Source organism: Sphingomonas phyllosphaerae 5.2, from assembly GCF_000419605.1.
Classification (GTDB): domain Bacteria; phylum Pseudomonadota; class Alphaproteobacteria; order Sphingomonadales; family Sphingomonadaceae; genus Sphingomonas; species Sphingomonas phyllosphaerae_B.
In genome coordinates this window covers 996417-1009440 of the sequence record NZ_ATTI01000001.1, presented here as the reverse complement: position 1 = coordinate 1009440, position 13024 = coordinate 996417, and the positions used below count along the sequence as shown (strand labels likewise).

Here is a 13024-nt window from a genome sequence, read left to right as displayed (position 1 = left end):
GCGGTGCCCGCCCAAGAGGGAGATTAGGGACATGGATAGAAAGCATCGCTCGACCCTGCTGGCCACCACCATCATGTGGGGCGTGATCGCCGTCCCCGCGGCGGCGCAAGAGGCACCCTCCACGCTTGCGGTCGCGGCTCCCGCCGCCGATCCGGCGCTTGGGGACCCCGAAGGGGAAGGCGCCACGATTGTCGTCACCGGATCGCGCATACGCTCCGCCAACGCCACCAGCATCAGCCCCGTAATCCAGGTGACGGGCGAGGAGTTCGTGACCCGCGGCGCGACCCGCAGCGAGGATCTGGTCAACCAGTTGCCGCAGGTGTTCGCGGCGCAGGGTTCCGCCAATTCCAACGAGGCAACCGGTACCGCGCAAGTCGACCTGCGCGGGCTGACGCCGGTTCGCACGCTCGTGCTCGTCAACGGAAGGCGGCTGCCATACGGAAGCCCGAAGGCGGTACCGTCCGATCTCAACCAGGTGCCTGCCGCGCTGGTGCGCAACGTCGAGGTGCTCACCGGCGGTGCCTCGGCGGTGTACGGCTCTGATGCCATCGCCGGCGTCGTCAACTTCAACCTGATCGACAATTTCGAGGGCGTGAAGCTCAACGCCGGGCTCAGCATCTACCAACATAGCAACGGCAATCGCGGGCTCCGCGACTTGCTGGATGCGAACGATCGCCAAATCCCGGGCGCGTATCCGAAGCCCGACAAGTCGGTGTGGAACGGCTTCACGCAGGATTACTCGGCGGTCATGGGCACCAACATGGCCGACGGGCGGGGCAACATCACCGCCTACGCCACCTACCGCAAGATCCGACCGATCCTGCAAGCGGACTACGACTATAGCGCATGCGCATTGGGAACGGCCGGCAATGGCGGGGACACCTACGCATGCAGCGGCTCCGGCTTCAACGATCCCGCCAACATCGCCAACACCGGTGCGGTCGCGAACGTGCCGACGCAGTTCCGGGTCGACAACGGTCAATTCGTTGCCGGTCGGCGCACGTACAACTTCGCCCCCGCCAACTACTACCAGCGTCCCGACGAGCGCTACACGCTGGGTGCGATCGGCCACATCGAGCTGAGCGAGCGGGTAATCCCCTATTTCGAGCTGAGCTACATGAACGACCGTTCGACCGCGCAAATCGCGCCCGGAACGGTTTCGGGCGGCGTGCTGGGCAGCGGGGGCGGCCTCAACTGCGACAATCCGCTGCTCAGTGCCCAGCAGGTCCAGTTCGTCTGCGGCGCGGCCGGCCTGTCGACCGCCAGCAACTATAACGGGGCCGGCGCCTACGTGGGGCCGGCGGCAATCGCGCCGGGCATCCTGATCAGCCGTCGCAACGTGGAAGGCGGCGCGCGCCAGGACGACATTCGACATTCCACCTTCCGCATAGTCGGCGGCGTGCGCGGCCAGCTCGATCGCGCGTTCAGCTATGACGTCTACGCCAGCTACGCGCGCGTCGACTATCGCAGCCGCTTCACCGGGGACGCCAATGTTCAGCGCGTGGCCAACGCGCTGAATGCGGTGGTCGACCGCCGCTCCGGCTCGGCGAGCTTCGGTCAGGCGGTGTGCGCCATCAACGCCGACGCGGTATCGGCCAACGACGATCCTAACTGCGCGCCGCTTGATTACTTCAGCGGGAGGCCGGCGAGCGCCGCCGCAGTCGGCTATATCGCCGAGGCCAAGAGCATCGTCGGCGACACCGGGCTGATCAACATCGTCGCCTCGCTCAACGGCGACCTGGGCAAATACGGCGCGATCCTGCCTTGGGCCGACAGCGGCATCGGCGTTGCGGTGGGCGTCGAATACCGCAAGAACACGCTCGAGCTGCTGCCAGACGAAGTGTATCAGAATTCGGTTTCTCCCGAATTTCCGGTCAGCGGCTCGACCACCGCCAAGGAGGTGTTCGGCGAGCTGAACGTGCCGTTCGTGGAGTCACGGCCATTCTTCCACCTGCTTTCGTTCGAAGGCGCATATCGCTATTCGGACTATGACACGGGCTTCAAGACGCACACCTACAAGCTCGGGCTGAACTGGGCACCGGTGCGCTCCGCACGGCTCCGCGGCAGCTACCAGCGCGCGGTGCGCGCGCCCAACGTGGTCGAGCTTTTCGCCTCCCAGTCGTTATTTGAGGTCGAGCTGACCGAGCTTGCGAACGGCCTCTACGATCCCTGCGCCGGCGAAACCCCCTTCGCCACCGCCGAGCAGTGCGCCCGCACGGGCGTGACCGCCGCCCAGTACGGACGGGTCATCGACAATCCGGCGGGCCAGTTCAACTCGCTGATCGGCGGCAACCGCGATCTCGACCCCGAAAAGGCCGATACCTGGTCGGCGGGCGTCGTGTTCGAGCCCACTTTCGTGCCACGCCTATCCCTCTCGGTCGACTATTTCGACATTCGCGTGAAGAATCTGGTCGGCAGCGTAAACCCCAATCTGGCGCTCACCAACTGCCTCGGTACGGGCGATCCGTTCTTCTGCGGCCTCATCAATCGCGGCGCGGGTGGGACGCTTTTCCTCAACGACACCGGCTACTTCCGCCGCTTCAACGTCAACACGGGCTCGCTCAGCACGCGCGGGATCGACGTCGCGCTCGACTATCGCATTCCGAGCGGACGGCTCGGCAGCTTCGCGTTCAATCTGGCGGGTACCTACCTGGCGGAATATGAGACGGTGCCGCTACCCGGCTCGCCCGGTTCGGACGTGTACGACTGCAAGGGCCTGTACGGCGGTCTGTGCGGACGGCCGCGGCCCGAGTGGCGGCATCGCATGCTGACGACCTGGAACACGCCGGGCGGCGTCGGCGTGAACCTGACGTGGCGCTACATCTCCGCGGTGAAGATTGCGCAGACCAGCGACCAGCCCGCGCTCGCGGGCAGCTACGCCACCCTCAACAAGCAGCTGAACAGCCGCAGCTATTTCGATCTGGCCTTCACCTTCGATGCCAAGGAGAACATCCGCTTTACGCTGGGCATGAACAACCTGCTCGACAAGCAGCCGCCGCTGACGACCACCTCCGCGATCGAGGATGGCGGCAACGGCAACACCTACCCGCAATTTTACGACGCCACCGGACGTTATCTGTTCACCAGCGCCTCGCTGCGCTTCTAATGTCACTTGATCGGGCGAGGCGCCACCTGCCTCGCCCGACGGCAAATAGGACGAGACCTCGATGCTGCGGATTGCGCTTATTCTCTCCCTGGCGGCGGTACCGGTTCCGGCCGCAGCAGCGACCGGCAAGGTTCCCGCGCCCAGCGAGGCCGATCGCGCCCAGGCGATTGCCCTATTGAAGCAACTGGTCGCCATTCCAACCGCCAAGGGACGCGGTCGCGTCCCCGAACTGGTCGATGTGATAGCGGTACGGCTGAAGACCGCCGGCTTCGCGCCCGAGGATATCGTACGGCGGCCGGTCACGATCGATGGCGAGCAGACGATGGGGCTGATCGTACGCTACGCAGGCCGCGATCCGTCGCTGCCTCCGGTGGCGCTGCTGGCACACATGGACGTGGTCGATGCGGTCGCCGGCAATTGGGCGACCGAGCCGTACAACCCCGTTGAGAAGGACGGTTACCTCTATGGGCGCGGCACACAGGACAACAAATTCGGCGTCGCGGTGCTGGTCGAGACGTTCGTGCGCCTGCGCCGCGACGGCTGGCGCCCGGGCCGCGATCTGCTGCTCGCATTTTCCGGAGACGAGGAGACGGGGATGCAATCCACCCGCGCGGTCATCGCGCATCCCTGGGTGGCGCGCGCGGCTTATGCGCTTAATTCGGACGCGGGGGGCGGGTCGGTGACGGCGGAGGGGCGCCCGATCGCGTTCGGGATGCAGGCCGCGGAGAAGACAAACGCCACCTTCGCCGTGAAGGTCAAGAACCGTGGCGGCCATAGTTCGGTGCCGCGCGACGACAATGCGATCTATCAACTCGCGCATGCGTTGACGCGGATCGAAAGCACGCGCTTTCCCGTCCAGCTCAACAGCGTGACCCGGGCAATGGTCGCCCGTGTCGCCGCCGAGCGCGGCGGGGCGCTAGGCGAAGCGCTGACGCGGCTGACGACCGCGCCGAGTGACGCCAAGGCGCTGGCAGTCGTACGCCGCTATCCCGACGTATCAAACATCTTGTGGACCACCTGCGTCGCAACGATGCTGGAGGCGGGCAATGCGCCAAACGCACTGCCGCAGAACGCGACCGCCACCGTGAACTGTCGTATCCTGCCCGGCGTCGCCGTCGAATCAGTGCGGCAGGAGCTGGCGGGCGCGGCGGGACCGGACACGGCCATAACGCTCGTTGGTGAGGCCGTGGAGAGCCCGGTATCCGAGCCGCGTGCGGAGGTTACCGCGCTGCTGCAGGCCGGCCTGTCGACCACTTATCCCGGTGCGACGCTCCACCCGACCATGTCATCCGGCGGTACGGAGGGGCGGGAATATCGCCGCGCGGGCATTCCCACCTGGGGTGCTGGCAGCCTTGGCCTGGTGCTGCCTGAAGACAGCCGCGCGCACGGTACCGATGAGCGAATACCGCTTCGTGCCTTCGGGCGCGAACTCGATTATTGGCAGGAGGTTCTGACGCACATCAAATAGCGCGCCTTTGCTCGAGCTCGCGGAAGCGACAGCGCGCCGAAGACCCAGATGCAGTCGCTCGGGACCTGTTTGTTGTCCCCGCTCAAACAATGACGCATTCATCTCAGCCGACGGCCGGCCTGAAGCACGGAATTGAATTGCCCGACACCCATCAGTGCGCAAAAGGCCAAATCCGCATTCAGCCGAACCGCATAGCGGGATGAAGTCGAATCAAGATGATGGCAGGACTGGCTTGATCATGGTCGCGCCGGGAACATGGTCCTTCTTCCACTGCATCGCGCGTCGGATACGAGTTTCACCAGACGGATGATCGAAGAACAACATTTCCTCAAAGTGTCCAGGCTCGAGCTTCCGGTATTCCGAGAGCCGGATTGCTATCAGGGCAAAAGCATCAGGCTGGCGCGCCACGTCGAGGCCAAATGCGTCCGCTTCCGTCTCCGCGGACCGAACGATCGCATTCTCGAACGGCGTTGCGAGAGCCATGACAAGCGTTGCAACCAGCAGCAGCGCGGGAGCCGAAGCGACGTCGTAGACGCCCTCGATGCGCCAGCGTGGATGGCGTGCAATAATAGCCGGCGTCACCCTTGCGACAGCCAGAAACATTATCAGGAACAGGACTGCGTACCATGCAGCGTTCCGCCAGACATGCCCGAGCACATAATGCCCCATCTCATGGCCCATCACCGCAGCCACCTCGTCGGAACTCGTCCGTGAGATAAGGTTGTCGGCAAGGGTGATCTGAACCGTCGGACCCAAGCCGGACACGTTTGCCGAGATGCGCTTGGTCTGGCGAGACAGGTCGGCGACGTAGATATGCTCCGCCGGGATCTCGTGGGCCCTTGCCATCTTTACGACGCGCTCGCGAAGCGGGCCTGCTGGCAATTCGCTCATCGTGAAGAACAACGGTGCGATCAATACGGGCAGCACGGCGCTGGCGAGCAACACAAAGCCCCAGGTCAGTCCGGCACCCCATGCCCACCAGAAACGGGGCGTCCGCCGTATCGCAGCATAGATCGACGCAAATGCCAGCGGCGTGACGATCAGCGCAATGACCAGTGCCTTCAACTGATCGAAGGACCAAAGGGCGAAGCTCTGGCTCATGAGACCATATTGAGCCTCACGGACGAACCCGGTGTAAATCGTCCAGGGTAGCGTGATAATTGTCGTGACCAGTGTGAGGCCAAGCGCATACAGCATCGTCGCGAGCGCAGGGCGCCGCGTTCGTCCTGTAGCCCAGGTGCGCAGCCAAGCCGAAAAGCCAGTAGCCAGGACAAGCCAGTAGGCGAGGCAGGTGACAAGCGTGCTCCACAGGATCAGCCAGTATCCGCCCTCGAAGTAGGCGTCCGACTGTGATCGGGCGGGCCCTTGAAGCAGATCAAGGTAAGCGCGCGTGGCTCGCTCGACGTCAAACTGCTGCGCCATCGCCGCGACCGGCATAAAGACGGACAGAAGAGCGATGCATCTTACACCCGTCCGCTGAATGGTACTCTGCATGGCCAGCACACTCCCCCAAGCCAGTATACACGCGATCGGTGGTGCGTTCACAATCAAGATTGCGTCGCGTCCGAAAAATAGAGCGTCGCGTTGAAGTAGTGGGGAAGCTAGTTGGCTCGCACCAATCAGCGCTTTCGCCTCCCACATCCCGCCAGACCCACCGGCCGGTCCATTCGACTTTCCTAAGCCGTCGAGCTTGCTAGCAGCTGCTTACTTCCGCCATTTGGCCTTAGTACGCGACGCGTGCCTCGCCGAGGCATCCGCGGAGTACGACGCCATCGGGCAACGTCAGCGTCGCGAAATGACTGCTGCGCCCTGGCGTATGCTCGCGTGTGCCGCCGCACGCGCCGAAGGTAGCAAGCATCGTAAACTTTCCGCCGCCCATGGTTCCGGTCAGGCGGCGACCCGCCGGCGTGTCCTGCCACGTGCCGGGCGCGAGCGCGGTCGCCGGCCGCCCGTCGACGTGGAGCGACCATCGACCATGTTCGTCGTGGATGCTCCAGTGCGGCCGATCTCCCCAAGCAATGCATGCGCGCGTGCACCCCCCTCCGTCGGCAAGCTGCACCATCGCCATCAGCACCGCCCACATGCCGGAGCCCACCTGTCACAATCCATCCTCGATCGGGCATGATCGCCCGCCGGTCCCTCCGGATCAAGCGCGACCGGCACCGCGCTCATCCCGCAAATCCGAACGCGTTGCCAGTGAAGGTAAGCTGGCCGGGATCGATGCCGACCATCAGGATGGCATTGCCATCGCCCAGATCGATCAGCGTGTCCGCGCCCAGATCGGTAACGGTCGGTGCGCCGTCGAACCGATAGCCCGAGAGGTCGATCGTGTCGCCGCTACCGAAATCGGCGATCGTGTCGCGCCCGGATCCGGTGCCGAACACGAAGGTGTCTGCGCCCGCATCGCCCCACAGCATGTCGCTGCCGCCCTGCCCGACGATCGTGTCGTTGCCGCCACCGCCGCGCAGGACGTTGTCGCCGGCGCTGCCCCGCACGACATTGTCGAGCGCGTTCCCGGCGCCGTTCACTGCTGCCGAACCGGTCATGTACAGGTTCTCGAGATGCGCCCCGAGCGTCCAGTTTACCGAGGCATAGACGCTGTCGATCCCGCCCTGCCCGTTCTGCCAGAATTCGATCACCTGGTCGCCGCCATCGTCGACGAAGTAGATGTCGTCGCCGCCGTCGCCCTGCATCCTGTCCGCACCGGCGCCGCCGTCGAGGCGGTCGTTGCCCTCCGCACCGTACAGCGTGTCGCCGCCAGCGCCGCCGAACAGCCGGTCGTCGCCCGCCCAGCCCTTCAGCACATCATTGCCTGCGAGGCCGGACAATGTGTCGTTGCCCGCGGTCCCGTACAGGCCGTTGTCGAGCGTATTGCCCGTGCCGGTCCGTGCCGCACCGATAAGGTACAGGTTCTCGACATTGGCGGTCAGCGTGTAGTCGGTTCCGGACCGCACCGTGTCAGTGCCGCCGTTCGCGGCCTCCACCACGAGATCGCCGTTCGCATCGACGACGTAGAGGTCGTCCCCGGCACCGCCGGTCATCACGTCCATCCCCGCGCCGCCATCGATCCGGTCGTCGCCCCCGCCACCGCTCAGGTTGTCGCGCGCCGCGCCGCCGGTCAGCGTATCGTTGCCGAGGCCGCCGTCGAAGATGACGGAACCCGCACCTGCGCGCATGACGTTGTTGAGGTAATTGCCCACGATGGTGACGCGCGCGTCGTTCAGCACGCGGACGTTCTCGATGCCTATGCCCATCGTCCAGCCAACGGCGGTCTCGACCGTGTCGGTGCCGCCGCTGTCGGCCTCGAACACCCGGTCGCCCACATTGTCGATCCGGTAGAGATCATCGCCGGTCCCGCCGATCATCATATCGGCACCCGTGCCGCCGTCGAGGACGTCGTTGCCGGCCGCGCCGATCAGCACGTCGTTCCCGGCAAATCCGAACAGCCGGTCGTCGCCGCCGAGCCCGAGGATCCGGTTTCGCCCGGCGGTCCCGTTCAGCGTGTCGGCGCCGTCGCTGCCCAGCGTGGCCGGCACTGACGAGAGGCTCGGATCCGCTGGTACATCAAGGCCGAGCTCGAACGGCGCGATCGAGAAATTGGCGGCGGTCAGGCTGGCGGTCGCCACGTCCTTGAGCGTCAGCACGGTGACGAAGCCGAAACCGGCGCCCAGCACGCCGTCCCTGTCCGCCTGCACCAGCGTGTCGTCGCCGCTCTGGATCACGCGCAGGGTACCGGTCGCGAACGGATCCTCGCCCAGATTGTAGTTGAGCGTCGTCGGCGTCGTGGACCCGTCGGGGTTGGTATATCCGGTGACGAGGTACGTGAGATCGAGACGGTCGCCGTCGCGCACCGAAAAGTCGGTAACGATCGTGCCGGTGCGCTGCGTCGTCGTCGACATATCATCGACGTACAACGAGACGACGTCCCTGCCGGCGCCGAGCGTCAGCGCGAAGCCGGTCCGGTCCGAACCGCCCGTCAGGCCTACCACTACGAAATCGTCGTCCGCCCCGGCATCGACGATCGCCTGCGCCGCGCCGTTGATGCTGATGAAGTCACGGCCCGCGCCGCCGTTTACCGTGATGCTGTCCACCATCTGCAACACGCCGTCGACATAGCGCCCGGCCTGGAATTGCAGTCGATCATCGCCAGCGCCGCCGTCGAGCAGCACCGACGACGCCGCGCCGGTCGTGCGGGTGATCGAAAAATAGTCATCACCGCCACGACCGTAGAAACGGTCGTCGCCCGTCCCTTCGTCAGTCAGTTCGTCACGCCGGTCGGTCAGGTACAGCGTGTCGCCGAACGCGGAGGCGACCGCCGCCTCGAAGCCGTCGATCGTCACGACGCCCAGCGCCGTCGCCTGCGCGCCCGTCAATGTCAGATCGATGACCACACCTTGCGTGGCGTTCTGGAAGCTGATCGCGTCATAGCCCTCGCCGCCGCTCAGCACGTCGTTGCCGGCGTCGTAATAGACGACGTCGTTGCCCGCGCCGGCATCGATCACGTCGTTGCCGCCGCGTCCGCCGAGGAAATCGTATCCGGCGCCGGCATAGACCACATCGTCGCCATTACCGCCTTCGAACCCGAGTTTCTCGACGCTGGTGATCGAACCGGCCGCCACGCCGCCCGAGTAGATGATGTTGGTAGCGTCGGCGTTGCGGATGTCGACGCGGATGGCGTCCGTTCGCCCGAAGTAGGCGAGCACCGCGAAGTCGCTGCCCTTCCCGCCATCGATCACATCATTGCCGCCGTCCGCCTTCAGCAATCGACCGCGCGACCAGGTGTCGGCGAAGACTTCGGTGGAGAAGGTGCCGTTCGACAGGAAGTCGTCGTCGTCGCCGCCGGACAGTTCGTCGTCGCCGGCCCCACCGATCAACGTATCGCGCCCGGCCCCGCCGATCAGCACGTCGCGCATGTCGGCCGCGTCGGCGCCCGGAGCGAGCGCGAAGCCGTCGCCGGTCAGCAGGTCGTCGCCGTCCCCGCCGCTCAGCGTGTCGCGACCGGCACCGCCGATCAACAGGTCGGCCGCGGCGTTGCCGGTCAGCACGTTGTCGCCGGCCGATCCGGTGAGGTAATTGCCACCCGCGCCGCCACGCACGTTCTCGATCGCGACCAACGTGTCGTTCCCGCCGCCGCCGGTCGCCTGCGCACCCGACCGGCCGAGGTCGACGATCACGCGCTGGCGGGCGTCGCTGTAATCCACCGTGTCGCTGCCCGCGCGGCCATCGTAGCGGTCGTCGCCACCCGCATCGAAGAAGGTGTTGCTGGCGCCGTCGCCGGCGAACACGTCGTTGCCGCGGCCCCCGCGCACATTCTCGATGCCCGACAGCGTGTCGCGGCCGTAGCCGGTGTCCTGTGCGCCGGTCAGCGACAGATCGACGGTCGCCGCAACCGCGTCGGCATAGATCGCGGTATCGATCCCCGCGCCGCCGCGCAGCAGGTCGTCACCCGCGCCGCCGTCCAGCGTGTCGTCACCCGCACCGCCGTCGAGCGTGTCGTTGCCAGCGTCACCTGCCAGCCGGTTGGCCTGGTCGTTCCCCCACAGCGCGTCGTTGCCGCGCCCGCCGGCGAGATTCTCGATATCCGACAGGATCGCGATCCGGGTGCCGTCCAGTGCCGCCTCGCCGGGCCGCCCGCTGGCGCCCAGCACCGCGCGCACGTCGCGCGTGAAGGCGGCGAAGCTGGCGGTGTCGCTTCCCGTTCCGCCGTCCAATATGTCAACGACGCCAACGCGTGCCGGCAGGCCGCCCGCCAGCATGTCGTCCCCCGCGCCGCCGCGCAGCACGTTGGCGTTGCCGTCCCCGGTCAGCGTATCGGCGAATGCGGTGCCGGTCAGGTTCTCGAACCCGGACGCCTCGACCGTCTGCCCGGCGCGATAGCCCTGACGCGTCCCTTGCAGCCCCAGTGTCACCGCAACGCCGGACGCCTGCGACGCGAACGACAAGGTGTCGGTGCCGGCGCCACCCGCGACGACGTCGCTGCCGCCGCCGCCATCGATCACATTGTCGCCGGTATCGCCGGTCAGGCGATCGGCATGTATCGAACCGGTCAGGTTCTCGATCCCCGCGATCGTGTCGCGCCCGGCGCCCGTCGCCTGCGCGCCACCGACGCCCAGCGCTACCGTCACGCCCTGATAATGGTTGCGATACGACAGCGTGTCCGTGCCCGCACCGCCATCGATCACATCGTCGCCCGCGCTCGCCACGATCGTGTCGTCGCCCGTTCCACCGTCGAAGGTGCCCGACCCGGTAGAGCGGAGCACGGGCGTCGCGATCGGCGCATTCTCCAGCGCGACATGCAGAGTGTAGAACTGCCCCGCGCCGAGCGGCTGCGGCGCGGCATCGAATGAGCTGCCGGTGATGCGGATGTAATAGGCGCCGCTTTCCGCGAAGGTATGCGCCAGCCGCGCATCCGTCCCGCGGCGGCTGCCGTCGTCGCTGGTCGCCTCCCGATAGTTTGCGGCGATTACGCGACCAGCGGCATCGACGATCTCGATGCCGCTGAAATTGTTGGTCGCGTCGATGTCGAACAGCGCGCGCGACCCGGCAATCGCGTCGATCCGATACCAGTCGTTGCCGGCCTGGCCGGAGGCGGCGGCGACGACCGTCGCATGCGGCAGGACGACGCCCGGGAAATCGACCGCGGTCGACTGGGTCGCACGTGGCACCAGGTCGAACGCCCCCCTCAGGTCGATCGCGGTCGCCTGCGACTTGTTGGTGCCCGCCGCATCGCGCACGACGTCCGGCCGGTCGGCATAGGCCAGCGTGTATCCGCCGCCGACCAGCGTGTCGTTGCCCGCTCCGCCGATCAGCACATCACGCCCGCCTGCACCGCCGGACAGCATGTTATCGCCGGCATCGCCGGTCAGCCGGTCGTCGAACGCGGTGCCGACGATCCCTTCGATTCCGCTCAGCGTATCGACATCGACGCCGTTGGCGACGCGAATGTCGCGCGCGCCGCCGTTCAGCGCCACCATGATGCCGGCGGTGGAGCCGGCGAAATCGGCCACGTCGTTCCCCGCTCCGCCGACCAGCGTGTCGCTGCCAGCACCGCCGGCCAGCACGTCATCGCCGCCAAGGCCGATCAGCACGTTGTCCGCCTGGTTGCCGGTGATCCGGTCGTCACCCGCCCCGCCGATCGCGTTTTCGATCAGCGAACGGACATCTCCCTTGTACAGCAGCGCATTGCCGACGCTGCCCGCCGCGGGCAGGTCGCCGCCGCTGGCCGCATTGCTGTTGACGAGCTGCTCGCCGGACGGCGTGGAGAAAGCGCCGGGTCGCAGGTCGACGACCACGCCACCGCCATAGTTGCTGAAATCGTAGGTATCGACGCCGCCGCCGTCCCAGATCGTCTCGAACACCTTGTTGCCGGTCGGCGCGCCTTGCCCGACGCCGTTGATGGACTTTTCGCCGGTCGCCGCGTCCCAGCGATATACCGTATTGCCGGCGTTCGTGTTGAAGTTGGCGCCGTAGAGATATTGCAACGCGGCGATATCCAGCTGCATGTAGCTTTGCGGCTGGTTCGCACCCTCACCCTCGAAGCCCGGCACGCCGTTCGGCGCAGGAGTGTAGGTCATCAGCGACCACGCCTGTCCGTCCTTGTCATATTCGATCGCGCGCGTGCCGTAGAGGACGCCGGTGCCGTCGAGCAGGAACGACGCCATGTTCTCGGTCGAATAATCGTCCATGCCGTGCTTGAGCCCGAGCGTATGCCCGATCTCGTGCATCATCGTGGCGTTGCCCCAATTCCCCTTCGCCGGATTCTCGTAGTAAGGTTGCTCGGTTCGACCAAACCAGATCTGCCCGCCTTCGCCGCCGAGATAGCCGGGGAAGCCGCCCTGCGCCGACGGCACATCGCGCGACATCGTCTGCGACAGCCGGAAGGTCGGCTCCTGCGCGGTGTCCGGCGCCACCTCGGTGATGGTCAGGCCGGTGTATCCTTCGACCAGGTCGAACGCAGCGCGGGCCGCCGCCTTCTGCGCCTCGTTGAACGGCATCTGTTCGGCCGCGAAACCGGCCGGCCCGTAGTTGCCGGTCTCGGGAAAGGTGAAGGTCAGCGAACTCCCCGTCCAGCGCGAGCCGATCAGCACCGCATCAATGTTGCGTTCGCCGCTGAACGAATAGCTGCCGTCGCCATTAGCGGTTTGCCTGAGCAGTTCGGCGCCCCGCACGTCGCCATGGGTGCCGTCGGCTGCGGCCAGCGCAAGCGAGGCCAACGTGCCGGGAGCCGCGCCGGCGCACCCGGAACAACCGCATGCCATCCCGGCATAACCATTCGACAGCGCCTGCTCGTACGACGGCTTGATCGATGCGGTGACCATGTTCGCGCTCTTTCCTTTAATCCATCTTAACCAATCAGATCATGCTCCCGAGCCATTGTAAAGCTATTAGTTGTGCAGGCTGCACACTATAGGCTTGATAGCTTATTGTTCGACGGTACTTTGACAAAGCCG

The 13024-nt window shown here is 66.0% G+C and carries 5 protein-coding genes; 2 read left to right on the top strand and 3 right to left on the bottom strand.

Annotation, left to right across the window (positions count from 1 at the left end; translation table 11 throughout):
• Window positions 1-31: 31 nt before the first annotated feature.
• Window positions 32-3106: a TonB-dependent receptor domain-containing protein gene (locus SPHPHY_RS19320; RefSeq protein ID WP_022685545.1), complete on the top strand. Its 3075-nt coding sequence runs from the start codon at window positions 32-34 to the stop codon at window positions 3104-3106.
• 61 nt (window positions 3107-3167) lie between these two features.
• Window positions 3168-4574, top strand: a complete 1407-nt coding sequence (locus tag SPHPHY_RS0104695) for a M20/M25/M40 family metallo-hydrolase (RefSeq protein WP_022685544.1) — start codon at window positions 3168-3170, stop codon at window positions 4572-4574.
• A 210-nt stretch (window positions 4575-4784) separates the two neighbouring features.
• On the opposite strand, the gene SPHPHY_RS0104690 is transcribed toward SPHPHY_RS0104695, so the two are convergent.
• From SPHPHY_RS0104690 to SPHPHY_RS0104680, 3 genes are all read right to left on the bottom strand, one after another.
• The gene (locus SPHPHY_RS0104690) at window positions 4785-6068 is read right to left on the bottom strand and encodes a M48 family metallopeptidase (protein ID WP_022685543.1); all 1284 of its coding nucleotides are present in this window, start codon (window positions 6066-6068) and stop codon (window positions 4785-4787) included.
• 229 nt (window positions 6069-6297) lie between these two features.
• Window positions 6298-6669: a hypothetical protein gene (locus SPHPHY_RS0104685; protein WP_156025014.1), complete on the bottom strand. Its 372-nt coding sequence runs from the start codon at window positions 6667-6669 to the stop codon at window positions 6298-6300.
• Window positions 6670-6742: 73 nt separating this feature from the next.
• Complete coding sequence (locus SPHPHY_RS0104680; protein WP_022685541.1) at window positions 6743-12892, bottom strand: M10 family metallopeptidase C-terminal domain-containing protein; 6150 nt, start codon at window positions 12890-12892, stop codon at window positions 6743-6745.
• Window positions 12893-13024: the final 132 nt, after the last annotated feature.